The following is a 16,486-nucleotide window of genomic DNA, read 5'->3' as shown; positions in this document are numbered from 1 at the left end:
CCAAAATTATTTTTTATCATTTCATTTGCCATATTAATTAAAACATCAATCCCCTTCCATGGAACAATTCTACCAAACCACAATATTCTGAATACATTAGTTTTTTTTATATGATTCTTATTAATTAATGAGCCAGGATTTATCCAATTATGAACTAATTTAACTTTAGAATCAGAAACATTTATTTTTCGTAAAATATTTTCCTTAATGGCATTTGATATTGCTATATATGAAATAGGATAATTCTTATAAATACTTGCTATAAAACCAATTTTTTTTTCAAATTTACGTTGATGTTGTATATAACCAACCTTACATTTTTTTGCTGCCATTATACATAAAGTATTAGCTGCAATTCTATTATTCCCATGAATAATATCTAAGACGCATCGAGCACATCCTTGTCGTCAATATCGGCCTCAATGGCGTGCGCCTTGGCTTCCTTCACCAGGCCTTCCATGCCCTGGCAGAATTCGCCGCGCGGATCGGCCTCGTGCTTGCGGATCAGGCCCTCAACGGCGTCAATACCGTCTTCGATACCCTTCACGCCGCGCTGGAGCGCGTCTTTCAGCTTNGNATTGCTNGCCTTGTCGGCNAGCTTCTGCGTGACTTTCAGGGACTGGCGGTTGGCGCTGTAAAGGTCTTGCAGCTGGTCAATGTAGAGATCNTTCAGAGTGGTGATACTCATGGGGGAATCCTTCCGTGCGTTCGTATTCNTGTGACGCNGAATCAATGGAAGGCCGGNCCAATCGTTCCGGAATTGCCCGAATTTAATGGAAAACAGCGATATTCTGCCCGTCTGCGGCCCTGTGGCATGCTCTGCCTGAANGAGACCGCTTCCCGACAGGGCAAAGCGCGGCTATATCCCGCCCATGATATCACGTGACAAAATCCGCAACTTTTCGATCATCGCCCATATCGACCATGGCAAGTCGACGCTGGCCGACCGCCTCATCCAGCATTGCGGCGGCCTGACCGACCGTGAGATGAAGGAACAGGTGCTCGACTCGATGGACATCGAGAAAGAGCGCGGCATCACCATCAAGGCCCAGACCGTGCGCCTGACCTATACGGCGCAGGACGGCGAAACCTATGTGCTGAACCTGATGGACACGCCGGGGCATGTGGACTTCGCCTATGAGGTCAGCCGCTGTCTCGCCGCATGCGAAGGCTCACTTCTGGTGGTTGATGCCTCGCAGGGCGTCGAAGCGCAGACACTGGCCAATGTCTATCAGGCGATCGACCAGGATCATGAAATTGTGCCCGTGCTCAACAAGGTGGATTTGCCCGCTGCGGACGTTGACCGCGTGAAAGCACAGATCGAGGATGTGATCGGGCTCGACGCCTCTGACGCGCTGGAGATTTCGGCCAAGACGGGNCTNGGCGTCCCCNANGTGCTGGAGGCCATCGTGCAGCGCCTGCCTGCCCCGCAAACGGGCGAGGCNGANGCNCCGCTNAAGGCCGCACTGGTTGACGCNTATTANGACCCNTATCTGGGCGTNGTNGTCATCGTGCGNGTGCATGATGGCNTGCTGAAGAAGAAGCAGAAGATCAAGATGATGCGCACCGGCGCGACCTATGAGGTCGACAAGGTGGGCACGTTCAATCCGAAGATCACCGAAACCGATGCGCTGGGGCCGGGCGAAGTCGGCTTCCTCGTCGCCTCCATCAAGGAAGTNAGCGACACGGCCATCGGTGATACGATCACGGAAGAAAAGCGCCCAACGGACAAGGCCCTGCCCGGCTATAAGGACGTGCAACCAGTCGTNTTCTGNGGCCTGTTCCCGATGGACGCAAATGATTTTGATGAACTGCGCGCCGCGATGGGCAAGCTGCGCCTGAATGATGCGAGCTTCACGTGGGAGATGGAAACCTCTGCCGCGCTGGGCATGGGTTTCCGCTGTGGCTTCCTCGGCCTGTTGCACCTGGAAATCATCCAGGAACGCCTCAGCCGCGAATTCGACCTGGACCTGATCGCGACCGCGCCGAGCGTTGTCTATGAAATGACGATGACGGACGATACCGAGATCGAGCTGCACAATCCGGCCGACATGCCGGAAGTGACCAAGATCAAGGAAATCCGCGAGCCGTGGATCAATGCCACGATCTACACGCCGGACGAATATCTCGGCGGCATTCTGAAGCTCTGCCAGGACCGGCGCGGCATCCAGACCGAGCTATCCTATGTCGGCGGGCGCGCAATGGTGAAATATGANNTGCCGCTNAACGAAGTCGTGTTCGANTTCTATGACCGCCTNAAATCCATCAGCCGCGGCTATGCCAGCTTNGACTATGAGATNNTCGGCCACCGCGCCGAGAACCTCGTCAAGCTGCAAATCCTGGTGAATGACGAGCCGGTGGATGCCCTCGCCATGCTGGTGCACCGCGACCGCGCCGAAAGCCGGGGCCGCCAGATGTGTGAGCGGCTGAAAGACCTCATCCCCCGCCAGATGTTCAAGATCCCGATTCAGGCAGCCATTGGCGGCAAGGTGATCGCACGCGAAACGCTCAGTGCCCTGCGCAAGGATGTGACGGCGAAATGCTATGGCGGCGACGCCAGCCGGAAGCGGAAACTGCTCGACAAGCAGGCCGCCGGTAAAAANCGNATGCGCCAGTTCGGCAAGGTNGAGATTCCGCAGGAAGCCTTTGTGGCNGCNNTNCGGATGGATGGGGANTAATCGTTCCGTCCGTTNAGGCCCGTTGATCTACCAGAGCCCACNGAAATCCGCCCCGTCATGGCGGCGCGGAGGATGCGGCGGAAGCTGGGGCATTCCATGTGGCTCGGCGCGCGGCACTTGGCGGCGTGGCGCAGGCCGTCTCGCATGATCGTCATTTGACGGATTTTCTCGTCCAGCTCATCTGCCTTTGACACCAGCGCCGCGCGTTCGATGCGGGGGCCCTCCTCCGACATCATGGCGGCAATCTCTTCCAGCGTGAATCCGGCGGCCCGCCCGAGAGAGATCAGGCCGAGCCGTTCCAGAACGTCCGGTTCGAACAGGCGGCGCAGGCCCCGCCGCCCGGCCGAGCGGATCAAGCCACGCTCTTCATAATAGCGCAGCGTGGAGGCCGGGATGCCGGATTGCTTTGCGACGTCNGAAATTTCCAACATAGGTCTTGACCTCAAGCTGACTTGAAGTGGCAGGATGCCGTCATCAACGCAAGTAGGCAAGGAAAAGGCAGGCAGGATGAGCATCGCAAACAAGGATCAGGAAGAGTTGTGGAACGGCCCGGGCGGCAAAGCCTGGGTGCGGGCGCAGGCGCTGCTGGATGCGGCCTTCACGCCATTTGAGCGAATACTGGTTGAGACCGCGACGGCAGCGGGGGCGGCTCGCGTGCTGGACATTGGCTGCGGCACTGGCGCGACGACGCTGGCGATGAGCGGCACCCTTGGCCCGGATGCAGAATGCCTCGGCCTCGACATTTCCGAAACGATGATCACGCATGCCCGCAAGCGCGCTGCTGAAGCCGGGTCAAACGCCGAATTCATTGTGGCCGATGCCCAGACGCATGAATTTGCCGCCAATCATTATGACCTGATCACCTCCCGCTTCGGCGTGATGTTCTTTGAAGATCCCGTCGCGGCCTTCCACAATCTGAACCGCGCCGCTGCGCCGGGGGCCAGCATGGTGTTGCTCAGTTGGCGTGACCCGGCGGAGAACCCGTTCATGACGGCCGCTGAAGCCGCCGCCCGCCCCTTGCTGCCGGACCTTCCAGTGCGCGAGCCGAANGCGCGGGGCCAGTTNGGCTTTGCCGATNCTGCACGCGTGGAGCGCATTCTGTCCGAGGCCGGATGGCAGGATGTGATGACTGACAAGCTGGACGTGGAATGCCGGTTTCCGCTGTCGGCAATGGACCTTTACGTCTCACTGATGGGACCGGTCGGCTATGCGATGGCGCAGGGCGTGGATGAGGCGACCAAAGAAAAGGTGATCGAAGTGGTCCGAGCTGCCTTCATGGAATTTGCCATGGGCGACGAAATCGTCTTCACGGCAGCCTGCTGGAAGACTGCCGCGAGGGCAGCCTAGGCCCACTCGCCTGACCGCGTTACCTTACCTTCCAAAACAAAAGGGAGATACGCCGTGGCGGACACAGACACAAAACCAGCCGAAATTCTTTATGAGGTGGCCGACCATGTGGCGACCGTCACGCTGAATGCGCCGGAGCGGATGAACACGATTTCCGGCCCCATGCTGGATGAATTGTGCGAGGCGCTGCTGAAAGCGGACGCTGACAAAGATGTGCGCTGCGTGATCCTGACCGGTGCGGGCCGGGCCTTTTGTGCGGGGCTCAATCTGGAAAGCGCGACCAAGGGCGAAGGCATCGGGTCGGGCGCAGTTGCGAGCGCGACGCTGGACCTGCGCAATACACCGCCGACTGTATTGTTCAACATGGACACGCCCACCATCTGTGCCATCAATGGCGGCGCGGCTGGCTATGGCATGGACACTGCGCTCGGCTGTGACATCCGCATCATGTCGGACAAGGCCAAGATGGCGGCGGCCTTCACCAAGCGCGGCATCCTGCCGGAATCGGGCGGCACCTGGTTCCTGCCCCGAATGCTGGGCTGGGAGAAAGCATGCGAGCTGATCTTTACCGGCCGCACGCTGAGCGCGGAGGACTGTCTGGCCGAACGCCTGTGCGCGAAAGTCGTGCGACACGACACCTTGATGGATGAAGCCCGCGCAATGGCCAGGGAAATTGCCTCAAATGCGCCACTGGCCGTGCAGGCATCAAAGCGTTTGATGCGGATGGGACTGTCAGAGCCGTTTACGGAGCATGTGCATCATGTCTTCCTGCAATTGCTGCCNCTGNTGAANACNGANGANGCNCGCGAAGGCATGATGGCGTTCCTNGANAANCGACCGGCTGCATTCANGGGTCAATAGAGTAGAGCGCTCCGGCCNGCCTGGNTCAGGCCGGGGCGTGNCCCATACTGGCGATCTCTGACAGAATGTTCGCCCATGCGGTNTCCATGGCGGGGGTCCACTCCCCTGCCAGCGTATCCCGGCAGGTATCACGGATAATGGTGAACATGTCGTCCAGCCTGGCCTCCGGNACACCATAGCCCTGATGTGAGAGGCGGGCGGACTGAAGCTCAAAGCGCGGCAACTGGCTGCCTTCGGCAAGGCCGATGATGCATTCNAANCAGGTNGTCAGCATGGAGCCGCGCACACCGCCATCACTGTCCATCGCGAACAAGTCTTCAAACTCCGGATGCTGCGCGAACAGGCGCTGGTAAATCAGCGGTGCGGGATCGGCGCACAACGNGCCGAAGCGTTCGAGGGAATGCATGATCTGGTCAGACGAGGTCATGAGTCACCCTACCGGCCCCTCACCCGCCACGCAATCGCAAGACGAGACGACGCGTGGCGCGTTGGTTCATCTTTCGGTGACGGGCGATGCGTTTGGCAAGATTCTGNCGCTCNTCGCGTGTCCGGCCAAGATCATAGAGCTGCGTCGCAAAGCCGAGCGCGGCCTGCTGGTCACGGCTGGGACGCCGCGCCGCGCCTTCCTCCTCGGCCCATCGCCCCGGATGAAAGCTGGCAGTCACCTTGGGTTGGTCATTGCCCAGATAGTAGAGAAAAGCGGCAGGCGCGGAGACATTGCGGATGATCGTGTCCGGAATGAAGTGCAGCCAGTCCTGATGCTGTTGCCAGCGCCAGGTATTGGGGGAGTTCTTCGTNCGCACACGCAGGCCAATGATGCGCAGTCTTCGCTGAACGGCGGTCCAGTCCTGCCCTTCTTGTTCTGCCTGCATCTTCATCAGGCGGATCAGCCCTTCCATCGTGCCNCCGGACGCGACGAAGTCGACCAGGGCAATCGGGCGTGGCCCCGTCGCGATGGCCTTTGGTCCGAGGCCCAAGGCAGTAAGATAGTCAAACAAGCCCTGTCGCGCAGACTCCGGCAATTGCTCGACCGAGCCCGCATTGCGGAGCGAGTATTGGACAAGATGAAGCTGAGGCGTATCGCGCANGCCCTCGAAACATCCGGACAGGTAATCATAGAGGTTTTCCGGCGTGCGCCCNATGAAGGCGAGGTCAGACCGGTTGGCATGGGCCAGGATGCGCGCAGCGGTCGCGCGAAGGGATTCAAGGAACATGTCGTTCAGCCGCTGCGGCGGCGAAACCCCGGAAATCAGGCTGCCCAACTGCTCCCGACGGGCGATGTTCCACCGAAACGGTGTCGCCACAATGCTTCCTCCCATTGTTTTTCCTGAATATAGCGCCTGCGGGCCGCGCTTTCCAAATGGGAATGAGGCGCTTACATGCCCTGCATGAGCAAGACGCTGACAGTTCTGGGCATTGAAACCAGCTGCGACGAGACCGCCGCCGCCGTGCTGCGCCTGACGGATGGGCGGGCCGAGCTGTTGTCGGACGTGATCCGCACCCAGTTGGAAGAACACGCACCTTATCTCGGCGTGGTGCCGGAAATCGCTGCGCGAGCGCATGCCGAACTCGCGGACCTCACCGTGAAGGCCGCGATGCATGAATCAGGCGTTTCCTATTCAGAGCTGGATGGCGTGGCGGCCACATCGGGGCCCGGCCTGATCGGCGGGGNGCTCGTCGGCATGATGACNGGCAAGGCGATCGCGCAGGCAGCCAGCAAGCCNTTTGTGGCGGTGAACCATCTGGAAGGTCATGCGCTGAGCCCGCGGCTCGGGAATGACTGCCCGTTCCCCTACCTGTTATTGCTCGTCTCAGGCGGGCATTGCCAATTCCTGGAAGTCCGGGGTCTTGGCCAGTATCGCAGGCTCGGCTCGACGATTGATGACGCCGTCGGAGAAGCGTTCGACAAGACTGCCAAGACACTTGGCCTTGGCTTTCCGGGCGGCCCTGCAGTGGAGCGGCTGGCGGAAGGGGGACATGCTGAGGCCTTTGACCTGCCCCGGCCCCTGCTGAACCGGCCGGGACTGGACATGAGCTTTGCAGGCTTGAAAACGGCTGTGGCCCGCGCAGCCGCAGACACGGACATGTCTGGAGCCCAGCTGAAGGATCTCTGCGCCAGCTTCCAAGGCGCCGTGACCGACATTCTCTCAACCAAGGCCGCATTGGCTCTGGCTGATTTTGATCCGGGTGAAGACGGACATAAACGTTTTGTCGTCGCCGGGGGTGTTGCGGCCAACAAAGCGATCCGGGCAGCGTTGACCCGCGTGGCCGAGGAGGCTGGCGCGACACTGATTGCGCCGCCGCTACGGCACTGTACGGACAATGCGGCAATGATCGCGCTGGCGGGTGCGGAGCGACTGGCTGCCGGACTGGTGGAAGGTGACGCCGGCGACCTTGCCACCGGGGCGAGACCGCGCTGGCCGCTGGACGAGGCCGCCGCAAAGGCCGCCCCTGTTTACGATACGGGCCGCCGAGGCGCTAAGGCCTAGAACGGCCCCATCAAAGTCTAAACGACGTACTCAGCCAGCGAATATGTTGCGGCGAGGATGGCAACCGCCACCGGAAGTGCCGCAAGAAGAGCGACCAGGGACTGGCGGGCTTCGGTCTTGGACAGGGTCATTGTTCTGATCTTTCAGCATGAAACGACAGCGCCAATCGCTGCCGATGCCTGCCATATAGCAACGACCTGAATAATAATCAATGAATGAAAACGAAAATGTTCAGAGTTTATCTATTTTGCGATCCGGAATTGTCGCACCAGGGGACAATCCAGCGAGAACAAGGTTCATCACACCGGCCTGCTCACGCTTCAGTTTCGGCAGCGTCAGGTGCGAGAACATTTGCGGGAACCGGAACTTCATCATCGCCGCCTGGATCATCTCGGCCGTCTCGTCCTTGTGCTCGATCTGCCGGAATTCTCCGGCATCCATCCCGGCTTCGAGAATCTGGACGAGGTAGACGCGCTCCTGCGCCAGCTGCTCGTTGAAGAAGAGCGGGCGCTCGTCGCTCAGTGTCTCGGCCAGCTCGATCAACTTGTCCTTTTCCTCAAAGGCTTCAAAGGTGCGCACCATGCTGAATTCGAAAAACCGGCGCAGGCGATCTGCGGCGGAATCAGACTGGCGACAGATTCCCGCATAGGTTTGGTACAGCTCGGAATTGAACTTGCGCGCGATCGCCTCGGCAATGTCCAGCTTGGACGCGAAGAAGCGATAGATGTTGCCCGCGGACATGTTGCAGTCCTTGGCAATCTCGGACATCGTCGTCTTCGAGTAACCATAATGGACGATGCGCTCCATCGCGGCATCCAGAATGAGCTGGCGGGTATCGGTTGTGTCGTTCATGCGGGCACCATACTCCGAGTTACTGAAGGATCAATGATTCATTCAGCCGATTTGTTCCTCAATTCCCCCCTATGGGCAGGACAAGGGCAATATGCCATACGCCTGAACACACATACTGCTGCCGGAGCCCAGATAGATGCCGCTTTTTGCCTTCCACAATCTCGACAATGAAATCAATGGCGCAGAACTGCGCGCTGCCAACCGCCCGGCCCACCTTGCCTGGGTGCAAACACTGGGCGACTCCGTGCGCATGGCCGGGCCCTTGATGTCGGAAGATGGTCAGATGATCGGCTCACTCTGCCTGATAGAGGTCGAGAGCCTGGCCGCCGCGAAGGCGCTCGGCGCCGAAGACCCCTATGCGAAGGCTGGCGTGTTCGGCCACACGCACGTGCATGAAGTCAAATGGCTGGTCGGAGAAGGAAAGCCTGCATGAGACAGCTCATCCTCGGAAACCTGAACTATTCCAGCTGGTCGATCCGGCCGCTGCTAGCTGCGCGCCGTGTTGGCCTGCCCGTGGAAGAAGTGATCGTGCCACTCGATTTCCCGGACACATCCGCAAAGCTGAAAGAGATCAGCCCGACGGCGAAGGTTCCGCTGCTGATCTGGGATGATGTGACGGTGTGGGAAAGCCTGGCCATCACAGAATGGATTGCAGACTGGGCCCCTGTCGGAGCGGTCTGGCCAGAGGACGCTGGCAAGCGCGCGATCGCCCGCGCGGTGACAAGCGAAATGCATGCAGGCTTCCCGGCACTGCGCAAGGCATGCCCGATGGACATTCGCAGCCGCTCTGAAACCCCGGACATGACTGAAGCGCTTGAGGCCGACATTGCCCGCATCCAGACGATGTGGGACGAGATGCGCGCGCAACATGGCGCGGGCGGGGATTTCCTGTTTGGCAAATGGAGCGCGGCTGACGCTTTCTACGCGCCGGTCGTGACACGTTTCCGCACCTATGGCCTGCGCCTGACGGGCGCCGCTGCTGAATACTCGGCAGCCGTGCTGGAAGACCCGCTTTTCCTGGAACTGGAAAAGCAGGCTGAAGCCGAACCTTGGTGGATCAAATACACACCCGACGGACGCTCAAGCGGTTATCTCAAGCCGGAAGGCTGAGCAGGTCATAGTCCAGATCGTGCCGGAACAGGGTTCGGACATGATCGGCATAAATGTCCATCGCCTCTCCGGTGAACAGTTCTGACAGCGGAGTCTTGCGATTCTGCAGCACGTTGGGTTCAGCGTCCGGGTCGACCTTTTCGGCCATCGCTTCCTTTGTGCCTGCTGCGAGCGCCGTATCCAGCGCCATCGCCGTCAGGCCCAGCCCCCAATGGTCCGATACGGCCTGAAGGATGGCGCGCGGGTCTTTCTGGGTCTGCTCGTACTGGACCAGGAAGATGCTGTCGCCATGCTTGGCCCGAATATCGCCCCAACGGTTCCAGAAGCGGGCAAGCCAGTAGAGATCGCAGCGATACTTCGACCCGCCGGGATCGCCTTTCAGATAGGTCAGCCAGTCAACCTTGATGTCATATTCCCATTTGGCGTGATGGCTGGCGAGAATGGACATGGGATGGCGCACCGCCAGCACGTAAGGCGGCAGGCTGGCCATGCTGCGCGCCCATCCCCATTCGGCCAGATGGTGCGGGATCGTGTGGCTGAAGGCCAGTCGTGGAAGCTGTGGGAACGTCACATCATCCTTGGGCCAGCCAATATAAGGCCGCACGGCGTTCTCGGAGAAATAGGGCGGATGGGCGATGCCATACGTTTCCGCCAACGCCACCGCCAACATGTATTTCAGCCAATGGGTCCCGGAATTCTTTGACGTGACCAGCATGCCATCGAACCGGCCATGCCGCAGGACGGAGAAATTCGTCCAGGATTCGTTGAACACCTTGGCGCGATATTCACTGGGAAGAGACTCTGACATGGACTGAATCCCTATTGCGCCGGGGCGAGGCGCGCAACCACTGTTAAGCGGCTGAGCGGGTCAGGTCTTCAGGCCTGCCTTGTCTCTGAACACTTGCAACAGGGTAAGTTGTTCCCGCGTCGGCACGCCTTCAGCCTCGGAGACGGCGACCAGCATGGCGTCGAGATCGACAATTTCCTTTGGGCCGAGCTGAGGCGCACTCACGATGAGTTGGCTGAGCTTGCGCATGGCCGCTTGCGGGTCCGGCAGGGAATTCGTCACCCAGGCGGCATGGGCAGACAACTCGTCCGCCTCGGCCTGCGTGAAATTGAAGTGGGCGATCATTTCCTGATCGATCACTCTTGCCTGCGCCTCCGTCAGCGGTCCTTCGCGGGCACGGGCCACCTCCATCATCATGATGGCAGCGGCCTCTCTCGGGTCTTCGATCAGGCTGATGCCGCCCTTCCCCGCCTTGTAGCGAAAGGCGAACCGGCGCGGGACATTCGCGATGGCGCCAGCTGCATCCAGCGCCGCCTTCGCGCCACGGCGCGCCATCTGGAGACGCCATGACCAGACGCCAATCGTCATCAGGATGCCGAAGATCAGGACCAGAATGTGCATGGGCACAATGTAGCGCGACCCCACAGGCCGCGCCACTCACAAAACGGTCAGTTCTCGCCAGCCTCGGCCGTCGCAGCTGCATGGGCCTGAGCGAGCACATAGGCGCGGATGGATTCCGACTGCTCCGGGGTCAGATAATCCGCAAAGGACACCATGCCGTTCACCGCCAAATTGCCATCGATCACGACGCCTTTCCATGCGGTTTCGTTCCCCGTGATGGCGGACCAGCGCAAGTCTGGCAGGACACCCGAGCTGACCGCCAGCGGCCCATGGCACACCGTGCAATTACGCGCATAGTGGACCGCGCCTTCCGCGATCATCGTCTCGTCGCCAAAGGAATCCGCTTTGGGCGTCTTGTCGATCATCGGGAAATCGGGATCTGCAATCTCACCCTCACCGCCCAACTTGAACGTCACGACCTTGCCGACCGTGGAAGGCACCGTCTCGTCATAGGCAAAGCCTGCTGACAGACCAAAGGCGCTGCCCCAGCCCGTTGTGATCGTAACGTACTGCTCGCCGTCAATCATGAATGTGCCCGGGCCAGACGCGCCGCCAGACTTCAAGTCATGGCTCCAGAGCTTGTCGCCAGTTGCCGCGTCATAAGCGGCAAACTCACCATTCAGCTTTCCTTGAAACACCAAACCGCCCGCCGTGGACAGTACACCGCCATTCCAGGCATTGTCGTGCTCGACCGTCCAGCGCGGCTCTCCGGCAATCGGATCCCACGCAATCAGGCGGCCCTTCAAGCTTGAGCGAAGGAATTTGGCGACCTCCGGCGGGGCAATCGGGGGCACACCTGCGGAAAAGTCCGCACCGGTATTCCAGGCGATCGCGTCACTCTCGAACCGCGGATCGCGTGCATAGGCCTGCGGGATCTCCTGCGCCGGAATGTAGGCGAGGTTCAGCTCCGGATTGAAGGCCATGGGGTGCCAGTTATGCGCCCCGAGAGGACCGGGTGTCTGCTGGTAAGGCACTTCTCCATACCGCGCATCCGCGATCTCGATGGGGCGGCCATTCTCATCCAGGCCGGTTGTCCAATTCTGCGGGACGAAGGCATCCCCGGACAGGAACTCCCCGGTCTCGGCATCCAGTACGTAGAAGAAGCCGTTCTTGGGGGCCTGCATCGCGATGCGGCGGCTTGCACCATCTTCGCCGAGCGGCAGGTCGGCCAGAATAATGGTCTGCGTTGCCGTGTAGTCCCAATTGTCGCCCGGCGTCGTCTGGAAGTGCCATTTATAGGTGCCGGTTTCGGCATCCACCGCGACAATCGACGACAGGAAGAGATTGTCACCGCCAGACGGATCACGGAAATCACGGTTCCAGGGAGAGCCATTCCCTACGCCGAAGATGATTTGGTCGTTGACCTCGTCATACACGATGGAATCCCAGACGGTGCCGCCACCGCCATCGGTGACCCATGCGCCGTCATCGCCCCATGTGACATTGCCGATGTCCTCAAATGCGGCATCGGACACTTCGCCATCCGGCTGTTTTTCAGGATTGGGGACCGTGTAGAACCGCCAGACCTTGTCGCCGGTATTCGCATCATAGGCAGAGATGTAGCCGCGCACACCCAACTCCGCGCCGCCATTGCCGATCAACACTTTGCCGTTCACCACGCGCGGCGCGCCGGTGATCGTGTAGGGCTTGGACTGGTCGACGGTTACCTTGCTCCAGACGACTTCGCCGGTTTCGGCGTCCAACGCCTCCAGTCGGCCATCAATGATACCGACATAAACCTTGCCATCATAGACAGCGACCCCGCGGTTCACGACATCACAGCAGGCCTTAACACCCACAGCGCGATCCACGTCCGGATCATAGACCCACAGCTCTTCGCCTGTCTTTGCGTCCAGCGCGTAGACCAGCGACCAGGCCGAAGTGACATACATTACACCGTCAACCACGATGGGGGTCGATTCCACGCCGCGATTTGTCGCCAGATCATAGGTCCATGCCACGCCGAGATCGGAGACCGTGTCCGTGTTGACGTTCGTCAGGCTGGAATGGCGCTGCTCATCATAGGTGCCGCCATATGTCAGCCATTCCTCGCCTGCGCTGGCAGTGCTGATGCGCTGGGTGTCGACCGCCGCGAAGGCTTCCGGTTCCGCCGATGGGGCCTGATCGGCGGTTTTCGCCTGCCCGCAAGCGACGAGAATTGCAAAGGATGCCCCTGCAATCAGTGTGGACTGCCAGTGTGTCATGGCGGTTCCTCTCCCTGTTCGTTTCCTTGAGACGGTCTGATGCCGCTTTGGAGTGGGAGAGTAGTGGAGGCAGGCCGATTGTCGAGACCTGTCTTTAGGTCAGGCGGGCGTTGCCGCGCCAAGCCGCGCATGCGTGGAGAGATCGGCCTGCGCCGTATCAATCGCAGCTTCGACAAGGGACGTCCACGCCGTCTTGTCGGCGGCAGATTCCGAACCGTCAGGGAAAGTTACCGACCGCGAGGCGTTCACCACACCACCTTCAAGACGCCCGTCCACTTCCGCAAAACCGGCAAGCGCATCCGCCGCGCCACCGCCCTGCGCGCCATATCCGGGCACAAGAAACAAGGCGTCCGGCGCGAGTGTCCTGAGTTTGCGAGCCTCATCTGGCCCTGTCGCCCCGGCCACCAGCATCAAGCTGGACCAGCCATCCGCGCCTTTGAGGCGCTCTATCGCGGGGGCGAGTGCCTCAACCACGCGGGCGTAAAGCGGCGCGCCTTCAAGATCCTTCGCCTGAAAATCGGCAGACCCAGAATTGGACGTTCGCGCCAATACGACGACGCCCTTCCCATTCGCTTCGGCCTGTTGAAGGAACGGCTCCAGCGTGTCCATGCCCATGTACGGGTTCACCGTGACAGCATCAGAATAGAATGGCGCGTCCTGTGACAGATAGGCAGCGGCATACCCTTTGGCAGTCGTACCGATGTCGCCACGTTTCGCATCTGTGATGACCATGAGACCCGCCGCTTTTGACGCATCACACACGCGCTGAAGGGCACGCATGCCGTCCGGTCCATGGCGCTCGAACAGGCCGACTTGAGGTTTCACCACACAGGCGCGGCCAGCTGCTGCGGCGACCACGGCTTCGCCCCAAGCCGCCAGCCCGTCTGGTGCGTCGCCGCCAAACAGGGCAGGGATACGCCCGGGATGCGGGTCAATGCCCACGCAAAGCGGGCCCAGCTGGCGCGCGCCAGCGATGAGACGAGAAGCAAAATGTGTCATGGGGTCACCCGGCAGGCCACTTTCACCACCTGCAAACGGCGGCGGGCATTATCAGATACAGGACCATAGGTCTCTTCAGCGAAGACTTCGGTTGGACCGTCTTCGCGGTTGATGCTCAGACTGGTCAGGAAGGCATCGACGGAGGTCGGCGCGGCGGTATAGATGCGCCCACGACGCGGGCTTTCCGCGACAATAACGCCCCGTACCGCACCATTCGCGTCAAACACCGGCCCACCGGAGATGCCCCCGAGCGGCCCGGTCAGGCCGCGTGTGCGTCCGATCTCGGCCCAGGCGAGAATGGGCTCTGCCCCTTCCCTGCGGCCCCGTGTGATCAGTTTCGAACGGGACATCAGCTTGGTCGCCACTTCCCCCGGGCGCCCCTGTGGATAGCCGACATGATAGCCATAGGTGCCGATCCGGAGCGGAGATTCCAGATCCAGTTTCACCGGGTTCGGGCTACGACCTGTCGTCAGCAAGGCCAGGTCGTGATCAGGGTCCACGACAATACTGTCGACCGGAACATATTGGCCGGGGGCGACGAGCAGGCCGACAGAATTACATCCATCGACGACATGCCGCGCCGTGATCCACTGGCCCGACGTGTTTACGGCGAAAGCTGTCCCGATCCCGTCTTTCGGTTCGCTGACCTGCACCAGCACCTGTTCATCCAGCGGAGAGGGCGGCGGCAGCGTCGGGCCTTCTGATTCGATCTGGGCAAGCGGAGGCTCCGGCGCGTCCGCTTTCGGATCTCGCGAGAACAGGGTCCAGACGACAACGCCCAGAACCAACGCATAGATCACCCAGTCGAACGAACGCATGAAGTCTCCAGCCCTCCCCTAGAACCTTTGCAGCACCGGGTCCCAAAGACCCGCTGCAATGATCAGGGCCGAAGCCAGCTTGGCAGACACCAGCACGACGGCGGCGCCCGCTTCTTCCTCCTCGATCCGACGTGGAATATCGGTCAGCAGCACGTCCACGAGCCGGTAGACCAGCAACTGGATCAACAATGACACGATGCCCCAGATGGCGAGGTCGACCAATGTAACGCTTGATGCCAAACAGGAGGCGATGGGAATGGCCAGCCCGACAATCGCGCCCGCCAGCGCGAACCCGGCGGCGGCGTTTCCGGACTTTACAAGCGCCAGCTCCTTCCAGGGCGTCAGCAGCACATAAATCGTGCTGGCAGCGACCAACATGATGCCGGCCGCCCCCGTCCAGACCAGGAAGCGCGGGAAGGCCTCGACAAAAGCTAAAGTCTCACCGCCCATAAACGCTCGCCATTTCCTCTGATTTCCATTGACCCGAACTGAGCCATACTTATCCCTACCCATAGCATGCCATTGCCTCAAGGAGACAGATTCATGATCAAGGGGAAAACCGCCCTCGTTACCGGCTCGACCAGCGGCATTGGAAAGGCGATCGCCGAGCGGCTCGCGCAGGCCGGGGCCGATATTGTGCTCAACGGCTTCGGCGACGCCGATGAAATTGCGTCTCTTCAGAAAGAGATGCATTCGGAACACGGCGTACAGGTTGGCTATTCAGGCGCTGACCTGACCAAACCGGACGCCATCGAAGGCATGTTCGACTATGTGAAGAAGGAATTCGGCGGGGTGGACATCCTCGTCAACAATGCCGGGACGCAATTTGTCTCTCCGCTGGAAGATTTCCCCGTTGCCAAATGGGATCTGATCATGGCGCTGAACCTGTCAGCGGCTTTTCACACTACGCGCCTTGCGCTCGGGCCGATGAAGGAAAAGGGCTGGGGCCGCATCATCAATACAGGCAGCGCACATGCCAAGGTCGCCTCTCCGTTCAAGGCCGCTTACGTCGCCGCCAAGCATGGCCTCGCCGGCCTGACCAAGGTGACTGCACTCGAAGGGGCGGAACACGGCGTACGGTGCAATCTTGTCTGTCCCGGCTATGTGCATACGCCGCTGGTTGATGGCCAGATTGACGACACTGCGAAGGCACGCGGCATGACCCGCGACGAAGTGGTGAAAAATGTGCTGCTTGCTGCCCAGCCAACCAAGGAGTTCGTGACAGCAGAGCAGATTGGCGGCTTCGTCGCCTTCCTTTGCTCGCCTGACGCCGACCAGATCAATGGCGCAGACCTGTCGATCGATGGAGGCTGGGTGGCGCAATAGGTCACTGCCTTGTAATTTGACGGGCGCGGCCAGTTTCATGATAGGAGTTGGTCAATGCTCCAAAGGATTGCTCTTCTCTGCTTCAGCCTGTTGCTGATTGTGTCTGGCACGGCCAGCGCCGCGCAAGCGGACTGTCCGTCTGCCAAGGCGAGCCAGATGGTTCACGCAATGGCGGCCGATTGCGACATGGGCATGATGGAGCACGCCCCAGCCGACGCGCCTGATGAACCGATGGATGGCATGATGGACAGTACAGCGTGTTGCTGTCCTGCCATAGTTGCGGCGCTTCCATCAGCTACCGCAGGGGATAAGGTAAGCCAGACCTATCCACCGCTGTTCGATGCGCCGCTGGACGCACATCCCGTCTCGATCACCTTTGTACCGGAGCCGCCCC

Annotated in this window: 17 protein-coding genes and 2 pseudogenes; 8 read left to right on the top strand and 11 right to left on the bottom strand. The window is 60.1% G+C overall.

All coding sequences use genetic code 11. From position 1 onward, the window contains the following. A pseudogene (locus CBB91_RS13010) lies at positions 1-332 on the bottom strand (hypothetical protein); the annotation flags it as partial. 47 nt (positions 333-379) lie between these two features. Next, the gene (locus CBB91_RS13005; protein ID WP_273014480.1) at positions 380-688 is read right to left on the bottom strand and encodes a DUF892 family protein; all 309 of its coding nucleotides are present in this window, start codon (positions 686-688) and stop codon (positions 380-382) included. Positions 689-872: 184 nt separating this feature from the next. On the opposite strand from CBB91_RS13005, the gene lepA reads away from it, so the two are divergent. Beyond that, a complete protein-coding gene (gene lepA / locus CBB91_RS13000) occupies positions 873-2,678 on the top strand; it encodes a translation elongation factor 4 (RefSeq protein ID WP_273014478.1) in 1,806 nt (601 codons plus the stop codon). Between the two features lie 59 nt (positions 2,679-2,737). Here the strand turns inward: lepA and CBB91_RS12995 are convergent. Further along, a pseudogene (locus CBB91_RS12995) lies at positions 2,738-3,109 on the bottom strand (helix-turn-helix domain-containing protein); the annotation flags it as partial. A gap of 76 nt (positions 3,110-3,185) precedes the next feature. Here CBB91_RS12995 and CBB91_RS12990 point away from each other — a divergent pair. Beyond that, entirely contained in the window at positions 3,186-4,025 is an 840-nt protein-coding gene (locus CBB91_RS12990) for a class I SAM-dependent methyltransferase (RefSeq protein ID WP_273014477.1), read from the top strand. A gap of 54 nt (positions 4,026-4,079) precedes the next feature. Next, a complete protein-coding gene (locus tag CBB91_RS12985; protein WP_273014475.1) occupies positions 4,080-4,886 on the top strand; it encodes an enoyl-CoA hydratase-related protein in 807 nt (268 codons plus the stop codon). Between the two features lie 25 nt (positions 4,887-4,911). On the opposite strand, the gene CBB91_RS12980 is transcribed toward CBB91_RS12985, so the two are convergent. Further along, positions 4,912-5,313 (bottom strand): globin, encoded by a 402-nt coding sequence (locus CBB91_RS12980; RefSeq protein ID WP_273014473.1) that lies wholly within the window; start codon positions 5,311-5,313, stop codon positions 4,912-4,914. A gap of 952 nt (positions 5,314-6,265) precedes the next feature. On the opposite strand from CBB91_RS12980, the gene tsaD reads away from it, so the two are divergent. Further along, the gene (gene tsaD, locus CBB91_RS12975; RefSeq protein ID WP_345906876.1) at positions 6,266-7,375 is read left to right on the top strand and encodes a tRNA (adenosine(37)-N6)-threonylcarbamoyltransferase complex transferase subunit TsaD; all 1,110 of its coding nucleotides are present in this window, start codon (positions 6,266-6,268) and stop codon (positions 7,373-7,375) included. A gap of 231 nt (positions 7,376-7,606) precedes the next feature. Here the strand turns inward: tsaD and CBB91_RS12970 are convergent, their stop codons facing one another. Continuing rightward, positions 7,607-8,227 (bottom strand): TetR/AcrR family transcriptional regulator, encoded by a 621-nt coding sequence (locus CBB91_RS12970; RefSeq protein ID WP_035549144.1) that lies wholly within the window; start codon positions 8,225-8,227, stop codon positions 7,607-7,609. Positions 8,228-8,363: 136 nt separating this feature from the next. Between CBB91_RS12970 and CBB91_RS12965 the strand changes: the two genes are divergently transcribed. Together CBB91_RS12965 and CBB91_RS12960 are read left to right on the top strand one after the other, a co-directional pair. After that, entirely contained in the window at positions 8,364-8,660 is a 297-nt protein-coding gene (locus CBB91_RS12965; RefSeq protein WP_273014469.1) for a YciI family protein, read from the top strand. After that, entirely contained in the window at positions 8,657-9,337 is a 681-nt protein-coding gene (locus tag CBB91_RS12960; RefSeq protein ID WP_273014467.1) for a glutathione S-transferase family protein, read from the top strand. Before CBB91_RS12965 ends, CBB91_RS12960 begins: the two co-directional genes overlap by 4 nt. Here CBB91_RS12960 and CBB91_RS12955 read toward each other — a convergent pair. From CBB91_RS12955 to CBB91_RS12930, 6 genes are all read right to left on the bottom strand, one after another. Then, positions 9,321-10,145 (bottom strand): sulfotransferase domain-containing protein, encoded by an 825-nt coding sequence (locus CBB91_RS12955; RefSeq protein ID WP_035549149.1) that lies wholly within the window; start codon positions 10,143-10,145, stop codon positions 9,321-9,323. The genes CBB91_RS12960 and CBB91_RS12955 overlap by 17 nt on opposite strands. A 60-nt stretch (positions 10,146-10,205) precedes the next feature. Beyond that, positions 10,206-10,745, bottom strand: a complete 540-nt coding sequence (locus tag CBB91_RS12950; protein ID WP_273014465.1) for a hypothetical protein — start codon at positions 10,743-10,745, stop codon at positions 10,206-10,208. Positions 10,746-10,792: 47 nt separating this feature from the next. Further along, entirely contained in the window at positions 10,793-12,949 is a 2,157-nt protein-coding gene (locus CBB91_RS12945; RefSeq protein ID WP_273014463.1) for a PQQ-dependent dehydrogenase, methanol/ethanol family, read from the bottom strand. A 99-nt stretch (positions 12,950-13,048) separates the two neighbouring features. Further along, positions 13,049-13,948: an orotidine-5'-phosphate decarboxylase gene (gene pyrF, locus CBB91_RS12940; protein WP_273014461.1), complete on the bottom strand. Its 900-nt coding sequence runs from the start codon at positions 13,946-13,948 to the stop codon at positions 13,049-13,051. Then, positions 13,945-14,766 carry a serine protease gene (locus CBB91_RS12935; protein WP_273014459.1) on the bottom strand — a complete coding sequence of 274 codons (822 nt, stop codon included), beginning with the start codon at positions 14,764-14,766 and terminating at the stop codon, positions 13,945-13,947. Before CBB91_RS12935 ends, pyrF begins: the two co-directional genes overlap by 4 nt. Before the next feature lie 18 nt (positions 14,767-14,784). Further along, a complete protein-coding gene (locus CBB91_RS12930) occupies positions 14,785-15,279 on the bottom strand; it encodes a DUF350 domain-containing protein (RefSeq protein ID WP_273014458.1) in 495 nt (164 codons plus the stop codon). Between the two features lie 30 nt (positions 15,280-15,309). Between CBB91_RS12930 and CBB91_RS12925 the strand changes: the two genes are divergently transcribed. Together CBB91_RS12925 and CBB91_RS12920 are read left to right on the top strand one after the other, a co-directional pair. Further along, a complete protein-coding gene (locus CBB91_RS12925; protein ID WP_035549170.1) occupies positions 15,310-16,092 on the top strand; it encodes a 3-hydroxybutyrate dehydrogenase in 783 nt (260 codons plus the stop codon). A gap of 54 nt (positions 16,093-16,146) precedes the next feature. Beyond that, a partial coding sequence (locus CBB91_RS12920; protein WP_273014456.1) for a hypothetical protein occupies positions 16,147-16,486 on the top strand: 340 nt, incomplete at its 3' end.

The organism is Hyphomonas sp. TMED31 (assembly GCF_002172815.1).
In the GTDB taxonomy this organism is placed as follows: domain Bacteria; phylum Pseudomonadota; class Alphaproteobacteria; order Caulobacterales; family Hyphomonadaceae; genus Hyphomonas; species Hyphomonas atlantica.
Note: the sequence above shows the minus strand (reverse complement) of the source record. Positions and strands in the feature narration are given on the sequence as shown.

What these genes read in the sequence shown, in the direction of transcription:
- CBB91_RS12970 (WP_035549144.1), bottom strand. Translation starts at nt 8,227, where the DNA reads ATGAACGACACAACCGATACCCGCCAGCTCATTCTGGATGCCGCGATG.
- CBB91_RS12965 (WP_273014469.1), top strand. Translation starts at nt 8,364, where the DNA reads ATGCCGCTTTTTGCCTTCCACAATCTCGACAATGAAATCAATGGCGCA.
- CBB91_RS12960 (WP_273014467.1), top strand. Translation starts at nt 8,657, where the DNA reads ATGAGACAGCTCATCCTCGGAAACCTGAACTATTCCAGCTGGTCGATC.
- CBB91_RS12955 (WP_035549149.1), bottom strand. Translation starts at nt 10,145, where the DNA reads ATGTCAGAGTCTCTTCCCAGTGAATATCGCGCCAAGGTGTTCAACGAA.
- CBB91_RS12950 (WP_273014465.1), bottom strand. Translation starts at nt 10,745, where the DNA reads ATGCACATTCTGGTCCTGATCTTCGGCATCCTGATGACGATTGGCGTC.
- CBB91_RS12945 (WP_273014463.1), bottom strand. Translation starts at nt 12,949, where the DNA reads ATGACACACTGGCAGTCCACACTGATTGCAGGGGCATCCTTTGCAATT.
- pyrF (WP_273014461.1), bottom strand. Translation starts at nt 13,948, where the DNA reads ATGACACATTTTGCTTCTCGTCTCATCGCTGGCGCGCGCCAGCTGGGC.
- CBB91_RS12935 (WP_273014459.1), bottom strand. Translation starts at nt 14,766, where the DNA reads ATGCGTTCGTTCGACTGGGTGATCTATGCGTTGGTTCTGGGCGTTGTC.
- CBB91_RS12930 (WP_273014458.1), bottom strand. Translation starts at nt 15,279, where the DNA reads ATGGGTAGGGATAAGTATGGCTCAGTTCGGGTCAATGGAAATCAGAGG.
- CBB91_RS12925 (WP_035549170.1), top strand. Translation starts at nt 15,310, where the DNA reads ATGATCAAGGGGAAAACCGCCCTCGTTACCGGCTCGACCAGCGGCATT.